Here is a 24,987-nt window from a genome sequence, read left to right as displayed (position 1 = left end):
TCCGCGGAAAAAAATCAGATGGATATGAATATTGAGCTTACTCCGCTGTTACCGGCAGACGGACCCGCCACCCTATTGCCCGGTACCACCGGTACAGAAAAATGCAGGAACGCCATTCTGAAGCTGTCACCGTTTATAGGAAACACCCAGCTGTATAAATTCAGCTACCCTCACGCTAACCTATATACGAAACTGGAACATCAGAACTTCTTTGGCAGCATCAAGGACCGCCCCGCCCTTTATATTCTCCGCAAGGCACTGGAAGAAGGACGTATCAATGAAAATACAACGGTCATTGAATCTACTTCCGGCAACTTCGGCGTTGCACTGGCAGGCATCTGCCAGGCCATGTCCATCCGGTTTATTGCCGTTGTGGATCCTAACCTTTCTGCTGAAAAAGAACAGATCATGCGCCTCAGAGGCGCTGAAATCCTGAGAGTAACGGAAAGAGATGCCACCGGCGGCTACCTCCTGAACAGGATCAAAACCGTGAAAGCATTCCTGGCTGCCAACGAAAATGCCTACCAGCCGGACCAGTACCAGAACCCCGACAATTATTTTTCCTACTATCATACTTTGGGAGAAGAAATAGTGAACAGCTTTTCTTCGCTCGACTACGCCTTTATCAGCGTAAGCACCGGCGGTACCATTACCGGACTTTCACAGCGGCTGAAAGAACATTACCGGAATATCCGCATCATCGCGGTAGACGTGGAAGGCTCTATGGTCTTCAGTAACGTACCCGCAGTAAGAAAACTCTCCGGCCTCGGCGCCAGCATCCGCACCCCCTTCTTTGACAAGGCGCTGATAGATGATTATATCATTCTTTCCCAGCAGGATATTATTAAAGGATGCCATGAACTGCTGACCAGCCATCACCTGTTCCTGGGAGCTTCCGCAGGCGCTGCCTATACCGCTGCCGACAGAATACTGCAGCAGGCCGCACAGCCTTCTGCAAACGCTGTATTCATCTCGCCCGATGCCGGCAATGCATATATCGATACGGTGTATAACCAGGAGTGGGTAAACCGTAATATACTGACGTCACAAACCATCTGATATGTTAGAAGATGTTTATCCTTTAAGCCCGCTGCAGAAAGGGCTGTACTACCATTGGCTGAATGATCCCGGATCCCAGGCATATTTTTCCCAGATAAGCTGTACTGTAAAAGGAAACCTGCAACTTCCGCTACTGGAGGAAAGCTACAGACAACTCACGGCGCGTCATGCCATCCTGCGCGCTTTTTTTACACATACGGTCGGAGAAGAACCTTTACAGGTAATCAGAAGCAACCAGCCACCTGTATTTGCATATGCGGATGTCAGCCACGATGCTGCCTTTTCCCTGCCCGATTACAGGGCGGCAGACCGGGAGAAGGGATTTAACCTGCAGACCGGCGCACAGATCCGGCTGACGGTATTGAAAACAGGAGCAGATCAGCACGAATTCATCTGGAGTCATCATCACATCCTGATGGACGGATGGTGCCTCCGCATTCTCATGAAAGAATTTACGGAATTATATACTGGCCAGTTACGCCAGCGCCCGGCGCAACTGGGAAGGGTATATCCCTATGCGAACTATATCAAATGGCTTTCCCGCCAGGATAAGGCAGCATCGCTGGATTACTGGCGCGCCTACCTCAGTGCCTTTTCGCAGCCTACCGGCATTCCCGCTACCGGCCTGCCGGATAAAGGCCGGATGGCAGGAAGGAAAAGCCAGCTGCGCATAGAAGGCACGCTGCGCCAGGGTATCAGGCAGCTGTGCCATCAGCTGCAGGTAACAGAGAATATCTTCTTCCAGGCGGTATGGAGCATACTCCTGGGCTGGTACAATAATACCACGGACGTGCTGTTCGGCGCAGTGGTTTCCGGCAGGCCGCCACAGCTCGAAGGCGTAGAGCAGATGATCGGTCTGTTTATCAACACCATCCCCGTACGTGTAAATCTCAGCGACGCGCCTTCTTTCACGGCGCTGATGAAAGCCCTGCAGCTCGATTTTATCCGCGGCACGGAACATCATCATGTGGAGCTGGCCGAGATACAGGCTGCCGCTCAAACAGGCCGCGCACTCTTCGATCATATCATTGTCTTTGAAAATTATCCTGACCAGGAACCTGCGCAGCCATCAGACGCGGCAGCCACAGCACCAACGGATACCGTGGCATTTACAGCACTGGAAGCATTTGAACAAACCAGCTACGACTGCTGGATGTCCGTGATTCCCGGCGCTGCGCTTACTGTTAAAATACACTACAATACCCTGCTGTATAAGGAAGAACAGATCACACAACTGCTGGAGCACCTGCAACGGCTGATGACTGCAGTGGTGGAACAACCGGACATCGCCCCGGAAAAAACAGAAATACTTTCTCCGGAAGAAAAATTACAGCTCTTATTTACGTTTAATGATACACAGGCTGCCTTTTCTGACCATACAACCCTCACGGCATTGTTTGAGACACAGGTGCGGTCAGCGCCGGAAACAACGGCGCTTGTATATGAAGATACCAGCCTTTCCTTTAATGCATTGAACACTGCCGCCAACCGCCTGGCGCATTGCCTGCTGCAACAGTATAATATCCGCCGGGAAGAAGTGGTGGGCATACGCCTGCAACGCAGTCCGGATATGATAATTGCCATACTGGGCATCCTGAAGGCCGGCGGCGCTTACCTGCCGCTCGATCCGTCGTATCCGCAGAGCCGTGTGGACTACATCGTGAACAACAGTAACTGCCGCCTGGTAATAGACGACACCTGGCTGGACGGATACCGGGCAGATACCACGGCCTATCCTGAATATAATCCCGATGCCGGCGGAACCGCTGCTGATCTGCTTTACGTGATCTATACCTCCGGTTCCACCGGTAACCCCAAAGGCTGTATGATTGAACACCGCGGTGTCATCAACCGCCTGGAATGGATGTGGCGTAAATATCATTTTTCTGCGGAAGAAGTTATCCTGCAGAAAACGAATTTCACTTTCGATGTGTCAGTACCGGAAATATTCATGCCGTTGTGCCTCGGTGCAAAGATGGTGCTGTGCCCTGCGGATGATGTGGCTTCACCACCCCGCCTTGCGGCGCTCATCGCCCGGCATGCCGTTACCTGCGTGCATTTTGTGCCTTCGATGCTCAACGAATTTATTCCGTTCCTGACAGACAATACCCTTCACCGGCAGCTGGCATCAGTGCGGCATGTCATGGTGAGCGGCGAGGCATTATCACCACAGACTGCTGCCAGGTGGTACGAACAAATGACAGCTCCGCTTCATAACCTGTACGGACCTACGGAGGCATCTATTGAAGTGACCTGCTATGATGTTGCCCCCGGCGATGCTACCGTGCTGATAGGTAAGCCTATCGCCAATACCGGCATTTATATCCTGGACCAATGGAACCGGCTGATGCCCGCCGGCGTGCCCGGCGAAATATGTATCGGCGGTGTGGGCCTCGCCAGAGGCTATATGAATGCACCGGAGCTTACGGCACAGAAATTTGTTCCGCATCCCTGTCAGGCTGGTCAGCGTATCTATCGCACCGGCGATGCCGGCCGCTGGCTGCCCGGCGGACAAGTGGAGTACCTCGGCCGCAAGGACGACCAGGTGAAGATCCGCGGCTTCCGCATAGAGCCGGACGAAATCAGCAGGATACTGGAAGAACATCCGGAGATCATCTCCGCGGTGGTAACGGTATATCAGTCTGAACACAATAACGACAAGGCACTGGTGGCTTATATGATCGCTACTGCGCAACTGGATACGGCTGCAGTAAAATCATTTTTAAGTACCCGTCTGCCGGAATATATGATACCTGCCTGGTATATACAGCTCGATAAATTTCCGCTGACGACCAGCGGCAAGACAGACCGGAAACGCCTGCCCCCGCCGGATATGGCCGGACTGGGCGCTCATGGCAGATATGTCATGCCCGGCACCCGCACGGAAGAACAGCTGGCCGCTATATGGCAGGCTGTGCTGGGGATTGAACGCATCGGTATCAAAGATCACTTCTTTTCCAGGGGCGGTCATAGTATCAAAGCTATACAGCTGCTGGCACAGATACAGAAAGTATGTAAGGTGAAGCTGGCGCTGAAAGACCTGTTTACACATCCGGTGCTGGAAGACCAGGCCAGGCTGATTGCACAGGCGGATAGTAATAGCTTCACCGCCATTACGCCGCTGCCGCAACAGGAGAGTTATATTTTATCATCTTCCCAGCTGAGAATCTGGATACTCAGCCAGTTTGAAAATGCCGGCGCTGCCTATGTAATGCAGGGCAGGCACAGCTTCGGCGGTGATATGGATACCGACGTGCTGAATGCTGCCTTTCACACGCTGATAGCCAGGCATGAAATCCTGCGCACGGTTTTCAGACAGAACGACGCCGGAGAAGTCAGACAGTTTGTACTCGATCCTGCTGCAATACACTTTGCGGTAGATATCCATGATCTGCGCGCCGGCATCAGCGACGATGCGGCGGCTATCATCCTGCAGGGGTATGCAAAAGAACCTTTTGATCTGACCACCGGCCCGCTGCTGCGTATCCTGCTGTTCCGCAATAACAGCCGGCAATGGACGCTGCATTATTTTATGCACCATATCATCGGCGATGAATGGTCGATAGGTATCCTCATTAAAGAATTGCTGCACACCTACCAGGCCATGCTGGAAAATATTCCGGCTACGCCCGCACCGCTGCGCATTCACTATAAAGATTATGCTGCCTGGGAACAGGAACAGCTGCATGCGGATAAATTGCAGGCACACAGAACCTGGTGGCTGCAACAGTTTGAAGGCGAGCTGCCTGTGCTGAATATGCCGCAGGACCGCGTACGCCCTCCGGTAAAATCATATCAGGGAGGTGTTGTACACAGCAGCCTTCCGGCGGATACCCTCCGGAAAATACGCCAGCTCAACGAAGAAGCCGGCGCTACTTTGTTTATGAGCCTGCTGGCGTTTGTAAATATTTTCCTGCACCGCTATTCCGGTCAGGAAGATGTAGTGGTTGGTACAGTCATCACCGGCAGGGATCATGCTGACCTGGAAGACCAGATCGGATGTTACCTGAAGACGCTCGCACTACGCACGGGCTTCAGCGGCAGAGATACTTACTGGGACCTGCTGCTAAAAGCCAGGAAGCTGTCGCTGGGTGCATATGAACATTATATGTATCCGTTTGAAGACCTGGTAGAGGAACTGCATCTGCCCCGCGATATGAGCCGGCATCCGCTCATTGATGTGATGCTCATCCTGCATGGTAAGGAAGGCGTAGCAGCGGCAGACGCAGCCCCGCACGAAAGCATGGCTACCTCCACCAGCAAGTTCGATCTGTTGTTTGAATTTTCCGAGGCAGCCGGTGCATTACATCTCACTATAGGATATAACAGCGATATATATAACGGCGATACTGTAGCCCGGATGGCTGCACACTGCTGCAGCCTGATAACGGAAGCCGTTTCCCGGCCTGAACTGCCGGTGAATCAGCTGGCATATCTGTCCGCGGAAGAAAAACATACACTGCTGCACGTGTTCAATGATAACGCCGTGGAATACCCGTCAGACAGCACTTTCGTGGATCTGTTCCTGCAGCAGGCCACCCGCACGCCACTGGCAGCGGCGGTGAAAGCAGGAGAGGAGATGGTTACCTACAGGGACCTGCACGTCCGCGCAGCGCGGCTGGCAGCCCATCTGCAGCTGTCCGGTATAGGAGAAGGTTCGCTTGTTCCTGTCTGCCTGGAACGCTCCGCAGATATGATTATTGCTGTACTGGGCATCCTGATGGCGGGAGCAGCCTACGTTCCAATAGATCCGGGCTACCCGCCTGAAAGAATACAATACATCTTAACAGACTGCGACGCGCAGATGATAGTGTGCAGCGAGTCCACCGCGCAGTTGTTACCGGCAGGAAAAGAAATACAGCAGCTGATACCCGGCCGTGAAACAGCCACTGATACGTATGTTACAGCACATGTACAACCTGCCCACCTGGCCTATGTGATCTACACTTCCGGATCTACCGGTACTCCCAAAGGCGTGATGGTGGAACATGCGGGCATGCTGAATCACCTTTTTGCCAAAATCAATGACCTGCATATCACAGATCAGTCAGTGATTGCCTACACGGCTTCCTTTACGTTTGATATTTCCGTGTGGCAGATGCTGGCCGCATTACTGAAAGGCGGGCATACCATCGTTTTCCCGGATGAGCTGATCTATCAGCCTGCTGCACTGATACAGGCAGTAGATGCCAGCAACACCACCATCCTGGAACTGGTGCCCTCTTATCTTGCGGTAGCATTGGACACCGTGACGGAGATAGCGCCGAAACATCTGAAAATACTGCTGACAACCGGAGAGGCCGTCAGCAGAAAACTACTGGAGAAATGGTTCGGCCAGCCCGGCGCGGCGCATATCCCGGTAATGAACGCATACGGACCTACGGAAGCATCTGATGATATCTGTCATCACCTGATGTATAATGTACCGGAACAGGTGAACGTACCGGTAGGAAAGCCAATACAGAATACCCGCATCTATGTGCTGAATGCCGCATCAGAGCTGTGTCCTGTAGGAGTGTCGGGAGAAATATGCGTAACCGGTATCGGCGTATCCAGGGGATACCTGCACCAGCCGGCGCTTACAGCTGCAAAATTTGTGGAAGATCCTTTCGGCGACGGTACCTGGAAAATGTACCGCACCGGGGACCTTGGCCGCTGGCTGCCGGATGGCACCATCGAATATGCCGGCAGGCTCGATGAACAGGTGAAGATCCATGGTTACAGAATAGAACCCGGTGAAATCGAACATGTGATAAAAGGTTGCCCGCTTGTCCGCGAAGCCGCTGTACTGGTAGCTGATGCCGGCAACGGCTCCCGCCGCCTCGCCGGTTACATCGTTCCGGAAGGCCCGTTCAGTAAGGAAGGGATTATACAATACCTCAAGGGCAAACTGCCAGACTATATGATTCCCGCTCAGCTCCTGCCATTGGAGCAGCTGCCGCTAACCATCAATGGTAAACTCGATAAAAAAACACTGCTGCAGATAACAGGAACAATAGAAGATGATATCGAAATAATTGCTCCCAGAACGCCTCTGGAAGAACAACTCGCTGTCATCTGGCAAGAAGTACTCGGGAAGGAAAAGGTGAGCGTTACCCGTAATTTCTTTGAAGACGGAGGGCAGAGCCTCCGCGCCATTCAGCTGATTGCCAGAATCAACGCAGCTTTCCAGGTGAAGATAACTGTGCAGACCATCTTCCGCGATGCTACCATTGAAAGCATCGCCGGACAAATCGATTTTCTGCAGGAACAACAGCGTAAGAAACATGCTAAAGAAGGTCTTATTCAAATAGAACTGTAAAAGATATTTCTATGAAAAAATTATTGATGGATTTGAAGGAAAATAATATCCTCCTGGAAGTTGTTGACGGCGAGCTGAAAGTCTTTGCTGACAGTAATCCGGATCCATCCCTGATAGCGGAGATAAAGTTGCGTAAAGCGGAACTGCTGCAATTGTTGTCGGGTAATACGGGAGGAATTACAGCGGAAGAAACCGTGCCGCATATTACTCCTGCCCCGGCAGCGGAAAGCTATGCGTTGTCCTCTTCACAGCGCCGCCTGTGGGTTATCCATCAGCTGGAACCTGACAGTACGGCCTATAACCTGAAAGGCACGCATGTGTTTGAAGGCCGGCTGGATCAGCAGGCGCTGGAACAGGCATTCAGCAGCCTGGTGGAGCGGCATGAAATATTGCGTACCGTTTTCAGAACAGATGAGGAAGGAACGGCCGGACAATACATCCTTTCCGTCGCTGACGCCAGGATGCAGATTCAGCAGGTTGATGCACGGGAATTATCTGCTGCAGCGCTGAACAGCCTGGTGCTGCAGGAAGTGAATACTCCTTTCGACCTGGCGGCAGGCCCCCTGCTCAGGGCAACGCTCTTCCGCACTGCCGGCGGCAGCTGGGTATTCTGTTATGTCATGCATCACATCATCGGCGATGCATGGTCTACCGGCGTACTGGTGAAAGAACTGCTGGTATTATATAACGCTTTTACAAAAGGAGAAAGCAACCCGCTGAAACCCCTGCGTATTCAGTACCGGGATTACGCCGTCTGGCAGCAGGAACAGCTGAACGGCCCTGCCCTGCAGGAACACAAGTCATACTGGCTGCAGCAGTTTGAAGAAGATGCGCCTGTCCTGCAACTGGCGCCGCATCAGCCCAGACCTGCAGTGAGAAGTTATAACGGAGATGAATATACGCATATCATCGGGCCGGAGCTGACAGCCGCCATCAAAAAGCTCTGCGCTGCAGAAGGAGGTACGCTGTTTATGGCGATGCTGGCGCTGGTGAAAACCCTGTTATACAGATATACCGGGCAGGAAGATATTGTTATCGGTACCTCTATTGCCAGCAGGGAAAATGTGGAGCTGGAGAACCAGATTGGTTTTTATGTGAACACGCTGCCGATGAGAACCCGCTTTACAGGGAAAGACAGCTTCCGGAAGCTGCTCTCCGGGGTAAAGGCCGTTACGCTCGATGCATACGCACACCAGGCTTACCCGTTTGACGAACTGGTGGAAGTACTCAACCCGGTGCGTGATGCAGGCCGGCATCCTCTTTTTGACGTGATGGTGGTATTGCAGAACATTGATGTGGCGCGCGAAGAACAGGCTGCCCATCTTGATGGCGTTGACGTAAAAGGTTATGGCTACAACGGTAAGGTGGTCAGCAAGTTTGACCTCACCTTTTTCGTCCTGGATGACGGCGAACGGCTGCTGGTCAGGACCGTATACAACACGGACATCTTCGGCCCCGCACTCATTCATCAGCTGAGTACACATCTGCAGCAGCTCATGGAAGCAGTGACGGAAGATTGTCTGCAGCCATTGTCTGACCTTCCCATGCTGGATGAAGCAACGCAGCAGCAACTGCTGCGGGAGAGCATCTCTTCGGTGATATATGAAGATACCACCGTGGTAGACCTCTTCAGAAAACAGGCGCAGCAAACGCCGGATGCCACTGCACTTGTGGCTGGCAGGACATCCTTAACCTATGGTCAGTTACAGGATGAATCAGACAGGCTGGCGGAATATCTCCGTACCACCTGCGGCATCACTGCTGATGATCGTGTAGGCATCCTGCTGCAGCGCTCCGAAAAGGTGCTGGTGGCCATGATCGCCGTACTGAAGGCCGGCGGTGCCTACGTGATGATAGAACCGGAAATGCCTGAATCGCGCAAACGCTACATGGTAACTGATGCCGGCATCCGTGCGATGATTACACAATCAGATTTTCTGTTTGACATACACTATTACGACGGACAGCTTTTTGCCATAGACATACAGCTGGAAAGCCTGCCGGCAGCTACTGCCGCGCCGGCGGTCATTTCACCGGAACATCTCGCGTACATTGTATATACTTCCGGTACTACCGGTGCGCCGAAAGGAGTGATGGTAACACACCGTAACCTGGCAGACTATTATTACGGCCTGCTGGCCGCTACCAATATCGGCGCATGCCGCAGCTTCGGCCTGGTTTCCACACCTGCTGCAGATCTGGGTAATACTGTTATTTATGCTTCGTTACTCACCGGCGGCGCCCTGCATATATTCTCCGCCGATGAAGTGATGAACGGAGAAAAAATGCGGCAGCATCAGGTAGATTGTATCAAGATAGTACCCTCGCACTGGAAGGCATTACAGGATGACAACAGTTTCTTCCTCCCGGAGAAATGTATCGTTTTCGGAGGAGAAACGCTGACCGCTGATGTGATAGAAACGATCCGCAAAGTACGCCCGTCCTGCGATATCTATAACCACTACGGCCCTTCCGAAACAACTATCGGTAAGCTGGTAAGGAAAGTGGACGAACCCTCGCGCATTATTCCGCTGGGAAAACCATTCGGGAATACGGCAGTGTACATCCTGGATCAGTATGGAAAACTGCTGCCTGCCTGGGCTACCGGCGAAATCTGCATCGGCGGAAGGGGCGTTTCAAAGGGCTACCTGCAACAGCCGGAACTGACGGCACTGCAGTTTATCACCGACCCTTTTCATGCTGACCGGCGTATCTATAAGACCGGGGATCTCGGTCTGCGCCTGCCCGGCGGCGATATCATCTTCCTGGGCAGAAAGGATAATCAGCTTAAAATACGTGGTTACCGTATTGAGCTGGAAGAGATAGAACATGCGCTGCTGAAGCACCCGGACATCAACACCGCGGTGGTACAGGCTTTTGAGCATGCGTCCGGCGATAAGGAACTGGCTGCCTACTGGACCGGCGATCATGAAATGGATGCAGGCATGTTGCGTACACATCTCGCCGCATCTTTACCATTGTATATGCTCCCCGCGCATTATATCCGGCTGGAGCAACTGCCGCTGACCGCCAACGGAAAGATTGACCGCCGCCGGTTGCCAGCTCCGCAGGAAGCAGCAGATGCGGCCTACGTGGCCCCGCGTAATGAAATAGAAGAGCAACTGGCCGCCTTGTGGAGAGAGATCCTGAAAAGAAAACGCGTCAGCGTAAAAGATAACTTCTTCGATATCGGCGGTCATAGCCTGCGTGCTACCAGGCTGGTCAGCATGATACACAAAACATTTTCCGTGAGCCTGGAGCTGAAGGATATTTTCGCTTCGCTGGTACTGGAAGATCAGGCGGTATTGATCGCCAATGCCCGGAAGACGGGCTGGATGGCTATTGAGCCGGCGCCGGTATCAGACAGCGGATACCCCGTTTCTTCCGCGCAATACCGTATGTGGATACTGAGCCAGCTGGAAGAAGGAAACATCGCCTACAACGTGCCCACTACGCATATTTTCCATGGAGCTGTCAGCCCCGAAGCACTGCAGGCAGCCTTCAACAGCATGATAGCGCGGCATGAAGTACTGCGTACCATTTTCCATGCCACGGAAGATGGCGCTGTAAATCAGATAGTGCTGCCGGCAGATAAAACCGGTTTCAGCATTACCCTGCACGATTTCAGAAAAGAGGCGGCGGGAGAAGCGCTGGCAGATGAAGTAGCAGACATCGCTGCCAGGCAGCCATTTAACCTTTCCACAGGACCGCTGATCCGCGCCAGCCTCATCTGCCTGTCAGATGACAAATGGGTATTTGTTTTTGTCATTCATCATATCATCTGCGACGGATGGTCAAAAGAAATATTGCTGAAGGAACTGCTGCAGTTCTATCAGCAGTATCAGCAACCTGAAAATACTTCCCTGATACCACTGCGCATACAATACAAGGATTATGCGGTATGGCAGCGTGCATCCCTGGAAAGTGAAGTAATGCAGGCGCATAAAAACTACTGGATAGAACAATGTTCCGGTGAGCTGCCGGTGCTGGAAATGCCGGCTGACCGCCCGCGGCCTCCCCGCAAAACGTATAACGGCGCTACCGTTGGCAGGTTTATTCCTGAAGCAACGATGAACGCACTGAATGCAGTAGCCAGGGAGAATGAAAGCACGCTGTTCATGGCATTGCTCGCAGCCGTGAATACCTTACTGTACAGGTACACCGGGCACGAAGATATTATCATAGGCACTACCGTAGCAGGCCGTGAGCATACCGACCTGGAAGACCAGATAGGTTTTTATGTGAATACGCTGCCTGTCAGGATGCGCTTCAGCGGAGGTGACAGCTTTCATTCCCTGCTGCAGCATGCCCGTCAGGTGATGCTGCAGGGCTTTGAACACCAGGCCTACCCGTTTGATGAACTGGTAACAGTGCTGGACGCAGACCATGATATCAGCCGGAACCCGCTGTTTGACGTTACTATGGTGTTGCAGAATGTCAAGGAGATTACCAGCAACCAGGGACAAACCGGCGAAAGTGCCCGCCGCGGCATTACCAGCCGCTTCGATCTCACGTTTAATTTTGTGGAGAGCAGTGATGGATTGCGTGTATCCCTGATTTATAATACAGACCTCTACAATGATAATACCGCCTGGCGGCTGCTGTTTCACCTGGAGAATATCATCTGTGATATTGCGCATCATGCAGATAAACCCGTATGGGCGCTGGAGTACCTGGCAACAGCAGAACGTGCGCAGCTCATTCATGATTTCAATCCGCCGGCATCGCCATGTCCGCAGGAGTGGCATACCGGTGATGCCTTCCGGCAGCAGGCAGCCGCTACGCCGGATAAAACAGCCATTGCCGCCAACGGTACTACCATCACCTACAAAGAGCTGGATGAACGCTCAGATAAACTGGCGGTATATCTGCGGGAGAATTACAACATCACTGGCGGCGACCTGGTAGGCGTGCTGCTGGAGAAAACGGAGAAGGCGGTCATTGCCATCCTGGGGATACTCAAAGCCGGCGCGGCATATGTTCCCATAGATCCGGCCTTCCCGTCGGACCGCAAAAATTATATGCTGCAGCAGGCAGGATGTAAGGCCATTCTCACCCATATCGATTATATCCCTGACCTGTACAGCTTTGAAGGAAGCGTCATAGCGCCGGAGGTGGAAGAACACCTGATAGAGGCGTGTGAGATAAAACATTATACCGGCATCACCGGCAATGACCTCGCCTATGTGATGTTCACCTCCGGTTCCAGCGGGGAGCCGAAAGGCGTGATGATAGAACATCACGGCATCCGGAGGCTGGTGAAAGACTGTGGATATATTGACCTGAAAGCATCAGATGTGCTGCTCGCATCAGGCGCAGTAGCCTTTGACGTAACTACGTTTGAATACTGGAGCATGCTGCTGAACGGCGGTACGCTGGTACTGGCCGGCAACGATGCGCTGCTCGATAAACAGCAGCTGTCGGCGCTGCTCCGTGAGCATGCCGTAAATATGATGCTGCTGACAGTAGCCAGGCTGCACCAGCTGGTGGAAGATGACGTAAACATTTTCGCAGGACTGGAAGCTGTTTTTGCAGGAGGCGAACAGATGTCATTACGCCATGCGCACGCCATCCTCGCGAAGTTCCCGGACCTGCTGCTGCTGAATTGCTATGGCCCTACAGAAAATACGACCAACTCCACCGTAGGCGCCGTACGTCCGGAACATACCGTTATCTCTATCGGTAAGCCGGTGACTAACGGTACCGCCTATATCCTGGATGGCCGTCAGCAATTGTGTGCGGTAGGTATAAAAGGGGAATTGTATGTAGGCGGCGGACTGGCAAGAGGATATATCAACAATGAAGCGCTGACTGCCGAACGCTTTGTGGCAGACCCTTTCCGGGAAGGCGCCCGTATGTATAAAACCGGTGATATTGCCCGCTGGCTGCCCGATGGTAACATCGTGTTTGAAGGCAGGGTGGACGATCAGGTGAAAATAAACGGTTACCGCGTTGAGCCGGATGAAGTGGCCAGCATCCTGAAAGGCTTCCCTGATATGGGTTCTACGGTAGTCATAGCAGGCGTGAATGTCAACGGAGAAAAAGAACTGTGGGGATATTTTGTTTCCCACGTGTTAGTGGATATCACAGCACTGCGGACTTACATGACAGGTAAAGTGCCTGCCTTTATGGTGCCGTCCAGCCTGATACAGCTGGGAGAACTGCCGTTAAACGTAAACGGCAAGATTGACAGAAAACAACTTCCGCGGCCGGATAATGCGGACCAGTCTTCCGGCGCACCCTACGTAGCGCCGCGTAACCAGGTGGAAGAAAAATTGCTGTTGCTGTGGCAGGAAGTGCTGGGCAGAACCATCATCAGCGTGAAGGACAGTTTCTTTGACATCGGCGGGCATAGCCTGAGAGCCACGCGTCTCGCCAGTCTCATTTATAAAACCTTTGATGTAAATATCACCCTCAAGGATATCTTCGCCTTTACCGTGCTGGAAGAGCAGGCGGAACTTATCCGGCAGGCGAAGAAGGAATCATTTGTAGCGATAGCGCCGGCGCCGCCTTCGGACAATGGTTATCCGCTGTCGTCTTCCCAGTACAGGTTATGGATACTGAGTCAGTTTGAAGAAGTCAGCATTGCCTATAACGTAAAAGATGTGCATGTATTCAGCGGAGAGCTGGACCCTGCCGCTTTACAATATGCCTTTGATGCTGTTATCGGCAGGCATGAAGTGCTGCGCACGGTTTTCCGGCATGATGATACCGGTGAACTGCGGCAGTTTGTGCTGGAGCCGGCAGCATTGGGCTTCGCCATTGCGCGCCATGACCTGCGCGGTGAAGACAATGCCGCCGCCATAGCGCTGCAGCTGGTAAGAAAAGATTTTGTGACACCGTTTAATATGGCCACTGGCCCGCTGGTAAGAGCCAGCCTCATACAGCGGGCAGAAGGAGAGTGGGTGTTCACCTATGTGACACACCACATCATCAGCGACGGATGGTCAAGAGGTATTCTGATAGATGAGCTGATGAAATGCTACCGTAGCTACCGCGACTCCGTAGATCCGGAGCTGCAGCCGTTGCGCATACAGTATAAGGATTATGCCGTATGGCAGCAGGAGCAGCTCACCGCCGACCTGCTGAAAGAACACCGGGAATACTGGTTGCAGCAGTTCTCCGGCGCATTGCCTGTACTGGAGCTGCCGTCAGATAAAGTACGTCCCGCCGTGAAAACCTACAACGGCGCCGCCTGGAGGAAAAACTTCAGCAAAGAGCTGAGTCAGCGTATACAACAGTTTACCACCGACCAGGAAAGCACCCTGTTTATGACGATGGTAGCCGCTGTGAATGCACTGCTGTATCATTATGCCGCACAGGACGATATCATCATCGGCACGCCGGTTGCCGGCAGGGAACATGCTGACCTGGAAGATCAGATCGGTTTTTATGTTAATACCCTCGCGTTGCGCACACAGTTCAGCGGCCGCCACAGCTTCCGGGAACTCCTGCAGCAGGTGAAGAAAGTAGCGCTGGGCGCTTATGAACACCAGCTCTATCCGTTTGATAAACTGGTGGGTGACCTTGATGTACAGCGCGACCGCAGCCGCAACCCGCTTTTTGATATACAGGTAATTGTACAGCAGGCCGTAAAAGCCGTCAGCAGTGCGGGAGAACAGTCGCAGCAGCTTACTATGAGCGGCTATGACGGTATCGGTACGATCTCCTGCGTGTTTGACCTGGTATTTGATTTTGCAGAACGCACAGACGGATTACAGCTGCGCCTTGCCTATAACACCGATATATACAGCCAGTGGATGATACAGCAGCTGGGAGATCAGCTGGAACAATTCCTGTCCGCTGCCCTGAGCAATCCTGATACAGCTATCGGGGAAGTAACTTTCCTCAGCAGCGATGACAGACAGCAGCTGCTGCACACCTTTAACCAGACGGCGGCAGATTTTGCGCCGGACAAAACGATTATACAGCTTTTTGAAGCACAGGCAGCACGTACGCCGGACAGTACGGCGCTGGTATTCAACGATACGGCGCTGACCTACGCGGAGCTGAATGAAAGGGCGGAGCAGCTGGGCGCTGTTTTACAGCAGACATATAACATCCGTACAAATGATCTCGTCGGTATTATGCTGGACAGATCTGCGGAAGTGATCATCTCCATGCTCGGTATATTGAAGGCAGGTGCAGCCTTTGTACCTGTGAACCCGGATTATCCCAGAGGGCGCAAGGAGTTTATCTTCAAAGATACCGGTATCAGCACACTGATTACCGAAACCTCCCGGATGTTTGAACTGGACTATTTTGACGGCGCACTGTATATGACAGATATTCCTGTTGCCGCACCGCCTGCAGGAGCAGTGAATCAGGCAGGACCCGGAGATCTGGCCTATGTGATCTACACCTCCGGATCAACGGGAGAACCGAAAGGCGTGATGGTGGAAAACGGCGGACTGGCCAACACTATCCAGGGGATGCAGGCATTCTTTGACATCCCTGCAGGATACAGGAATATGCAGATTACTTCTTTTTCTTTTGATGCTTCTGTATTTGAAACATTCAATGCGCTGACCTGCGGCGCCGCCCTGTATGTGGTTAGTGATGACATCAGGGATAACCCGCTGCTGCTGGAACAGTTCATTACAGATAACAGCATAGACTTTGCACTGATACCGCCAGCCTATCTGCGGATGCTGGACGTAGGAAAAATCAGTACGCTTAAAAAGCTGGTGACAGCCGGTGAAGCAGCCCTGGCAGACAAAGCCCGCGCCTTCCTGCAGTACGGCGAATACTATAACGCTTACGGCCCTACGGAAACCAGCATCTGCGCTTCCGTAATGCCCGTACCGGATGCAAAGAGCATCGCCGGCGACAACGTACCTATCGGCCGGCCTATTGCCAACAGCCCCGTCTATATCCTCGATGCACAGGATCAGCTTACGCCGGTGGGCGTAATAGGAGAGATCTGTGTAGGCGGCAGCGGTATTGCACGCGGTTATCTTAATAAACCGGAACAGACAGCCGCGAAGTTTGTGCCCGATCCGTTTGCTCCCGGCAGGCGTATGTACCGCACCGGGGACCTCGGCCGCTGGCTGCCTGGTGGTATACTGGAATATACCGGAAGAAAGGATGAACAGATTAAAATCAACGGCCACCGCATTGAACCGGGCGAAATAGAAAACGCCCTGTTACGCTATCCGGGCGTGGATGCAGTGGTAGTAACACCGGTGCTGAAAGAGAATGGTGAAAATGAACTGGCGGCCTATCTGGTAGGCGCAGCGCCATTGTATACGAATGAGCTGATAACACACCTGTCAGGATTACTGCCCCTGTTCATGATCCCTGCATGGTTTGTGCAGCTGGATAGCTTACCACTCACCTCCAATGGTAAAATAGATAAGAAGGCATTACCTTATCCCGGCGATGCCGCCGTGAATAATGTGTATCTGTACTCCGCGCCTGAAGGCCCTGAAGAGCAGCTGCTGGCAGCTATCTGGCAGGAAGTGCTGGGCCGGGAACAGGTAGGCCGCACCGATGATTACTTTGAACTCGGCGGTAACTCACTCAAGGCTATGATCATCCTCAAAAAAATACTCGATGTCACCGGCGTTACTATCCCGATGAAAGTATTGTTTGAGGAAAAAAATGTGGCTGCCATCGCGCGTCATATCCCGGTGGGTACCGTGATCCTGCCTTCTTATAACCAGCAGGTTTATTTCTCCGGCTGGAACAGGAAAGGAGATCACCTGATTGTAATGCCGTATGAAGGAGCGGAGATACGCGCAGATGCGCTGACGGCTGCCGTGAACCAACTGGCAGACCGGCATGAAATGCTGAGAACTGCATTTGTGAAAGCAGGAAGCGTTGTGCTGCAGCGCATATTGCCACCAGGTGCATTGCGCATCAATGTGGAAGGCCCCGTACAACTGCAGCAGGACGAAGCGCTGGATACGATCATCAAAGAGGAATATAACTGGGAGGCGGATCTTGCCGCCGCTCCGCTGTTCCGGGTGAAACTCTTCCATTGTGCCAACGGCAGGCATGTTGCGCTGATTACCATGCATCACATTATCACTGATGGTTATTCTATCGGCATCATAAAAAATGAACTGACCGCGTTGTATATACAGCAGCTGACCGGCGCTGCGCCACCGCCTCCGTTGAAATTCCAGTACAGGGACTTCTCCGGCTGGCAGCGGAATCATGTGGCATCGGCAGCCGGACAGGAAAGCCTGCGGTACTGGAAAGCAAAGCTGGAAGGCTGCCGGCTGCAGGTAGCATTCCCTGCGTGGCAGGAAACAGACGACGGACCCAATAACCTGGTGCTCCTGCTGGAAGGCAGCCGTTATCAGGAGATAGCCGCCTTCTCGAAAAAACACGGGGTGACCCGCACCACGCTGCTCATGGGGGTACTGACACTGCTGGTACACCGGCTGTCCGGACAACAGGAGGTCGCCCTCTGCACCACGGTTTCAGGAAGGAACTCGATACATTTCGGCCCGCTGGATGTAACCGGGCTGATAGGGTTCTTCGCCAACATGATGATTGTACGCCATCGCATAGAGGATGCGGGTAATCCGCTGGCATTGCTGAAAGCAGTACAGTCCGGCTTCCTGGACGATCTGCAGCACGACGCCTGTCCTTTTGGCGAGGTAGTCCGTGCGCTCGGTATAGATACGCCGGATTTACTCCGTTCTGCTGTCTTCTTCAATTATCACAACTATAACAGCGATCTGGAAGCAGCCTACGAAGGTAATATCGCTGATGGTAACAAAGACGGAGAGCATATGCAGCTCTTTGGTATGGTACTGGTGGTAAAGGAATACAGCAACTGCCTGAAGCTGAATTTCATTTTTAACAGAAATATCTTCCCGTATACACAACGAATAGCGTTGAGAAATCTTTTTGCAGAAATATTAAATCATACGCTGAATGCCCGTTAATCCTGTATCCGTTGTTATTATAGACGAACAGCTGCTGTTCCGCAGAATGCTGAGCAACTATCTTGTTAAATGTGCGCACATGGATGTGGTGCTGGAAGGAGGACAACTAAAGGAATTGCTGAGAGCTGGCAAAAGAATGATGTTTGATGTGCTGGTGATGGATATTCCTGCTACCGGTGCACATGAAATCATCTGCCGCATCAAAGCCATGTATCCGCTGTCAAAGATCCTGTTATTATCTATGACAGCGGATATTGAATGGGTGAGCGAGCTGCTGGAGATGGGCATCTATGGCTGCGTATCAAAAAGAGATAGTCCGGAAGAACTCCGGGATGCTATTCTTACCATTGCATCGGACAGGATTTACCGTAACCAGTTGTTCACAGAAGCGCTCTATTGTCATCACCGGAATAATTACTCCGGAGGGCCGGATATTGCCGTGCCGCTGACAGACCGCGAGAAACTGCTGCTGAGGCTGATGTGGGAAGATAAAAACAACAGGGAGATAGCAGATGAAATATTACTCAGCGTGAGGTCTGTGGAAAAGCTGAAGCAGGAACTGAGAGAAAAGCTGCAGGTCAGATCTGCAGTAGGATTGCTGCGGTATGCTATCGAAAGTAAGATCTGTACCATCGGATAGTGCTTTAGTAAAAACCGTAATGAAAATTAGCACAACCCCTAGTTTATATATTCCCTTATAACTGTAATTTGTATTTATAAGCCCTATTGATGCTATCCTGGTTGTAACAGGAAATGTTACATGCCATAGCGATAGCTGCATCTTCTATTCTTCTCACCCGCGATATACGTAACATGCTTAGAATAATCGACTACCTGACGTATCACGCCAGCGTATCCCCATTTAAAACAGCTTTTATTATTTCAGGTAAAGGACTTGAACCGGACCAGCGTATTTCATACGGCAAACTGGAGGAAGAAGTGCTGTCACAGGCCATGCAGCTGGCGGCACATCACCTGCACGGCAAGCGGGTAGTGCTTGTTTACCAGGATGTATTGTCTTTTATCGTATCATTTTTTGCCTGTCATTACAGCGGCGCTGTACCGGTGCCGGTGCCTTATGTGCAGAGCAGCAGGCAGTTTGCGCGGCTGCAGCATATTATTGACGATGCCATGCCTGCAGCTATACTGTGCCGCAAGGCAACGGCCCGCTACCTGGAAGATGCCGCAGCGCTGCTACTGTTTACAGATGGCTGGAATAATCCTGCGCCTGTAACAGAGTCCCAGCCGCATGATATTGCCCTGCTGCAGTATACCTCCGGCTCCACCAGTGATCCCAAAGGCGTAGTAATCTCTCATCAGAACCTCATCCATAATCAGGAGATGATTGCGCAGACATTCCGCTGCGACAGTCAGTCTGTTATCTTCTCCTGGCTTCCCTTTCATCATGATATGGGATTGATCGGCAATATCCTGCATACCGTTTTTATGGGCTGCACGGGTGTGCTGATGGATCCGGCGGATTTTATACAGCAGCCGCTGCGCTGGCTGGAAGGCATTTCCCGCTATAAGGCCACGCATAGCGGCGGCCCCAATTTTGCCTATGATCTGTGTACAGACAAGATTCCCGCCGATAAAGTGAGCACCCTGGATCTTTCCTCCTGGAAAGTGGCTTTCAACGGATCAGAAGTAATCCGGCCCTCCACGCTGCAGCGGTTTACAGCACATTTCGCGGCTGCAGGATATAACCCTCATGCCTGTACGCCGTGCTACGGCCTCGCGGAAGCCACCCTGCTGGTTGCCGTGTATCATGATGAGCAGCAACCTGTATGCATACACGAAGACCGGCAATTAATAGGCGTAGGTGCAGCAGTGCCGGGCATTACGGTGAAAATCATTTCCGCCGCTACAGGTCAGCCGGTAGCCGCAGGAGAAGAAGGGGAAATATGCATCGCCGGCGACAGCGTTACCGTTGGCTACTGGCGGCGTAATAACCAGGCATATTTTTATGAGCAGGACGGTCTTCGATTCCTGAGAACCGGCGACCTGGGCTTCTTTCATCAGGAACAGCTGTTTGTACAGGGCCGGCTGAAAGAGATGATGATCGTCCGCGGAAAAAATATCTATCCGACAGATGTGGAACAGGCGGTGGCAGGCAGCAACAATGATATAGAAAATAATGGCGTAGCCGTGTTTTGCACAGATGCTGCCAGCGAACAGGTGGTAGCCGTCATAGAAATAAAAAGAAGCGCAGTCAGGTCGCTGGAACCCGCTATCGTGATTGCTGCTGCCAGAAGAGCCATGACAGGCAGATTCGGCATTACTCCGCATGATATACTGCTGGTGTCGCCTTTCACCATTCCCCGCACCACCAGCGGGAAACTGCAACGCAGTAAATGTGTGGGATGGTACCAGGAAGGGCTGTTTAAAAGTATGGCTTCCCTGCAACAGCTGCCGGAAGAAATCATCCATACGGCGGTAGCGGATGTGGAAGATATAGCCGCTCATCCCGACAGTTATAAAATACAGGATTACCTGCTGCGCATCGTCTCCGAAAAAACTGGCAGCGCCGTCTATGCCGGCGATGTGTACCATACAGACCTTACCGACCTCGGACTGGAATCCATGCAGCAGGTAGAGCTGCTGAATAAAGTTAACAGGGAGCTTGATCTGAATATAAATATTTCAGCAGTGATGGAGAATAATACCATCTCAGCGCTTTCCGCTTTACTGGAAAATATGCTGTGGCTGAAGAACAGACAAATCTCCGATAACGAAGTTATTATATGAAACCCCTGGAAATTATTGCTGCGCTTAAACAACTGAATGTGGCGCCCGTAGCGCATGGCCAACAGCTGAAGCTGACCGGCGAAACGGAACGGGTGCCGCAGCATCTGCTGACTGTTATCAGAGAAAACAGGGAGGAGCTGTTGGCATTCCTGACAGCGAGCGCAGGACAGATAAAACATATTCCACTGACCCGCACAGCGCGGAAGGCCTCCTTTGAAACATCAGATGCGCAAAGACGGCTGTGGTTACTATCTCAATGGGAAGGCGGCGATACCGCCTACAACATTGTTACCGGCCTCCTGCTGAAAGGAAATACAGATCATCTGCTGCTACAGGCAGCCCTGCAACGGGTGGTGCAGCGGCATGAGATCCTGCGCACCGTATTCCGGGAAGTAGATTTCGAACCAAGGCAGTTTATTCCCGATACCCTGTCCGTACAAATACCACTGGAAGATATTTCCGGCCGGGCTGATAAAAAGGCTTATCTCCTTGAACAATACCAGCAGCAGTACCGTACCGCTTTCGACCTGGTGAACGGGCCGCTGCTACGGATGCAGCTGTACCGCATGGCCGCAGAAGAATATGCCCTGCTGTTTTCCATACATCATATTATCAGCGACGGACATTCTGTAGCCCTGCTGCTGCAGGAGCTTATCAGCAACTATGAATTACTGCTCGCCGGACAAACACCGTCGGCCGCACCTTTATCAATACAGTATGTAGATTATACCGCTTACATCCGTCAGCAGGAAGATGAGCGGGCAAAGGCATTCTGGACCAAAGCATTTGAAACAGCCGTGCCGCCGCTGGAGCTGCCGGCAGATTTCAAAAGGCCGGCAGTGAAACAGTTTGCCGGCGCTATCCGCCGCTACTACTGGCAGGAAGGGAACTACGAACGTATCCGTAACTTCTGCAAAGAACAGCATGTTACGCTGTTCAACTTTTTCCGCGCTACCCTCACCGTACTGCTATACCGCTTTTCCGGGCAGCAGGATATGGTAATAGGCACACCGGTGGCCGGCCGTAACCGGCAGGAGCTGGAACAGCAGCTGGGTCTGTATGTGAACACGCTGCCATTGCGTACTACACTGCAGGCAGACAGTCCCTTCCTGGAACATCTGGCGCTGATATCACAGCACTCAAAGCAGGTATTTGAATTCCAGGACTACCCGCTCGGTAAAATCATGGAACAGGCCGTAGTGAATACTGATGCCTCGCGCGATCCGTTGTTCGATATCCTGATGGTGGTACAACCTGAACCGCTCATCCAGGTAAGCCGGCAATCCGGTATCGTGCTGGATGAACTGTATCATTACCTGGCGGAAACAGCACCGCTGCTCCTGGATCAGGTGACCTCCAAATTTGATATCAGCTTCAGCTTTGCCGTAGATACGGGAAAGAAAGGTTATCTCGAAGTAGAGTATGCAACCGCGCTCTATAAAGATGAAAGTATTCAGCTGCTGCTGGATGCCTACGAATATATTATTGCCCAGGTGCTGGATAACCCGCAGATTACGCCGGCAGCAACAGCTATCGCTACGCCGGCGCAACAGGCGTTACTGCATCTGTTTAATGATACCGCACACGATTTTCCTGCAGATAAAACGGTAGCGGATCTTTTCCGCAAACAGGCGTTGCAGAACGGTACGCGTACCGCGCTGATATGGGGAGATGTACAATGGACCTACCGTGCACTGGACCAGGTATCCGGCAGGGTTGCCCGTTTCCTGCAGCAACGTTATCACATCGCCGCCAACGATCTTGTTGGAGTAGAACTGGATCGCAGCGACTGGCAGGTGATCTGCCTGCTGGGGATCCTGAAAGCCGGCGGGGCATACGTACCGGTAGATCCGCAGTATCCGCCCGACCGCATTCAATACCTGCGTGCCGACAGCGACTGTAAGGTTGTGATAGATGCCGCATTGCTGGAAACAATACAGCAGGAGCTGCATACATACAGCGACGAACCGTTGCTGCGTGCATCCACTGCCGACGACCTGATATATGTCATTTATACTTCCGGCTCCACCGGTATGCCCAAAGGCTGTATGCTGAAGCACAGGGGCGTTGTGAACCGCCTCCGCTGGATGTGGGATCACTATGGTTTTACACAGGAAGACGTTATCCTGCAGAAGACCACCTTCACGTTTGACGTATCCGTATGGGAACTGTTTATGCCGCTGTGTTTTGGCGCAACAGAAGTGCTATGCCCGCGGGAACATATCGGCTCCCCGGAACATCTGCTGGCACTGATAAATGCTACCGGCGTTACCGCCCTGCATTTTGTGCCTTCCATGCTGAACAGCTTCCTCGAGTATCCGTTTACCGGTACTCCGCTGCAAGGCGTTACTAAGGTGATGTGCAGCGGAGAAGCCCTGACAGCAGGCACTGTCAGCCGCTGGTATGACCGGTTTAATATTCCGCTTCATAACCTGTACGGACCTACGGAGGCATCTATAGAAGTAAGTCATTATAGTCCGCTGAACGGTGATAGGGTGATTCCTATCGGCCGCCCGATATGGAATACCCGCCTGTATGTGCTGGGACCGCACAATGAATTACTGCCTCCCGGCGTGAACGGCGAAATATGCATTGGTGGCGTAGGCCTGTCCGTAGGCTACCTGAACCGCCCGGAGCTGACAGCAGAAAAATTTACGGCAGACCCTTTTATTGCCGGAGAAAGAATATACCGCACCGGCGACACCGGCCACTGGTGCGCAGATGGTAATATCGTATTTGTAGGCCGTAAGGATAACCAGGTGAAAGTACGCGGCTACCGCATAGAACCAGGTGAAATAGAGCATGCGCTGCAGCAGTACCCCGGCATCAGCGATGTGGCAGTAACTGCACATGCCGCTCCGGATGGCGATCATACGCTGATTGCATACCTGGTAGCCACAGATACACTAAACCATACGGATATACGTAGTTGGCTGGGAAATACCCTGCCATCGTATATGATACCGGCGCATTTTGTACAGCTGGAGACATTCCCGCTGACTTCCAGCGGTAAAACAGACCGGCGGGCCTTGCCATCTCCGGAAGGTTTTATCTTCACCGGCAAAGGTACGCGAACAGCCCCGCGTAATAGCATCGAAGCACAACTGGTAACCATCTGGGCTACTGTACTTGGTGTGAAGGAAGATCATATCAGCGTTACTGATAATTTTTTCCTCACGGGAGGTCACAGCCTGAAGGCAACCCGGCTCGCGAGCCAGCTGTTCCGGCATTTTGAAGTGAAAATAACCTTGCATGATATTTTCACGCATCCTGTTCTGGCAGCACAGGCGCAGCTGATCTCTTCCCTGGGTCATACGGACTTTGTACATATCCCGGCAGCGCCGCCGCAGCGCAGCTATGTATTGTCATCAGCACAGCGCCGCCTGTGGGTGCTGAGCCAGCTGGACGGAGGCAGCATCGCCTACAACGTACCCTCGGCGCATGTCTTTGAAGGCCTGCTGGATGTGGAAAAGCTGGAAGACAGCTTCCGGACGCTGGTAGCAAGACATGAAATACTAAGAACCATTTTTCAGGAAGATGAACAGGGAGAAGTAAAACAGTTTATTCTTCCTGCACTTGATTTTAACATAACAGTAACGGATATACGTAATAACAGCATTGCACTGGATGCATTACTGCAGGAAGATTTTCTGTCTCCCTTCGACCTGCAGACCGGTCCGCTGCTGCGCGCATCGTTATACCGCCTGTCTGCCAACCGCTGGGTATTCAGCTTCACCATGCACCATATCATCAGCGATGGCTGGTCTATGGGCGTGATGATCCGTGAACTGCTGCAGCTGTACCAGGGTGGTGAATCGCTGCCGGCGCTGCGTATCCAGTATAAGGATTATGCGTGCTGGCAACCGGAGCTGGTAAACCCGGAACATCGCAGCTACTGGCTGGATCAGTTCAGTGATGAACTGCCTGTCCTGGAACTTCCCGGCGATTATCCGCGCCCTGCAGGCCGCACCTATACCG

Annotated in this window: 6 protein-coding genes; all 6 read left to right on the top strand. The window is 52.4% G+C overall.

Features of this window, described 5'->3' with window-relative positions; translation table 11 throughout:
* Positions 1–24: 24 nt before the first annotated feature.
* The gene (locus tag GWG06_RS29400; protein ID WP_158631295.1) at positions 25–1,059 is read left to right on the top strand and encodes a pyridoxal-phosphate dependent enzyme; all 1,035 of its coding nucleotides are present in this window, start codon (positions 25–27) and stop codon (positions 1,057–1,059) included.
* A gap of 1 nt (position 1,060) precedes the next feature.
* The gene (locus GWG06_RS29395; RefSeq protein WP_160718055.1) at positions 1,061–7,360 is read left to right on the top strand and encodes a non-ribosomal peptide synthetase; all 6,300 of its coding nucleotides are present in this window, start codon (positions 1,061–1,063) and stop codon (positions 7,358–7,360) included.
* 11 nt (positions 7,361–7,371) lie between these two features.
* Complete coding sequence (locus tag GWG06_RS29390; protein WP_160718054.1) at positions 7,372–18,261, top strand: non-ribosomal peptide synthetase; 10,890 nt, start codon at positions 7,372–7,374, stop codon at positions 18,259–18,261.
* Positions 18,251–18,901 carry a response regulator transcription factor gene (locus GWG06_RS29385; RefSeq protein ID WP_127034042.1) on the top strand — a complete coding sequence of 217 codons (651 nt, stop codon included), beginning with the start codon at positions 18,251–18,253 and terminating at the stop codon, positions 18,899–18,901. The genes GWG06_RS29390 and GWG06_RS29385 overlap by 11 nt, the downstream gene beginning before the upstream one ends.
* 173 nt (positions 18,902–19,074) lie before the next feature.
* Complete coding sequence (locus tag GWG06_RS29380) at positions 19,075–21,009, top strand: AMP-binding protein (protein WP_160718053.1); 1,935 nt, start codon at positions 19,075–19,077, stop codon at positions 21,007–21,009.
* Positions 21,006–24,987: non-ribosomal peptide synthetase (locus tag GWG06_RS29375; RefSeq protein ID WP_160718052.1), on the top strand; the 3,982-nt coding region annotated here is incomplete at its 3' end. The genes GWG06_RS29380 and GWG06_RS29375, both read left to right, overlap by 4 nt.

Origin of the sequence: Chitinophaga solisilvae, assembly GCF_009928525.1 — a bacterium.
Classification (GTDB): domain Bacteria; phylum Bacteroidota; class Bacteroidia; order Chitinophagales; family Chitinophagaceae; genus Chitinophaga; species Chitinophaga solisilvae.
The sequence above is the reverse complement of the archived record's forward strand: the minus strand, read 5'-3'. Positions and strand labels throughout refer to the sequence as shown.

Bases quoted from the DNA above. Each gene is read 5' to 3' on its own strand.
- GWG06_RS29400 (WP_158631295.1), top strand. From the start codon at position 25: ATGAATATTGAGCTTACTCCGCTGTTACCGGCAGACGGACCCGCCACC.
- GWG06_RS29395 (WP_160718055.1), top strand. From the start codon at position 1,061: ATGTTAGAAGATGTTTATCCTTTAAGCCCGCTGCAGAAAGGGCTGTAC.
- GWG06_RS29390 (WP_160718054.1), top strand. From the start codon at position 7,372: ATGAAAAAATTATTGATGGATTTGAAGGAAAATAATATCCTCCTGGAA.
- GWG06_RS29385 (WP_127034042.1), top strand. From the start codon at position 18,251: ATGCCCGTTAATCCTGTATCCGTTGTTATTATAGACGAACAGCTGCTG.
- GWG06_RS29380 (WP_160718053.1), top strand. From the start codon at position 19,075: ATGCTTAGAATAATCGACTACCTGACGTATCACGCCAGCGTATCCCCA.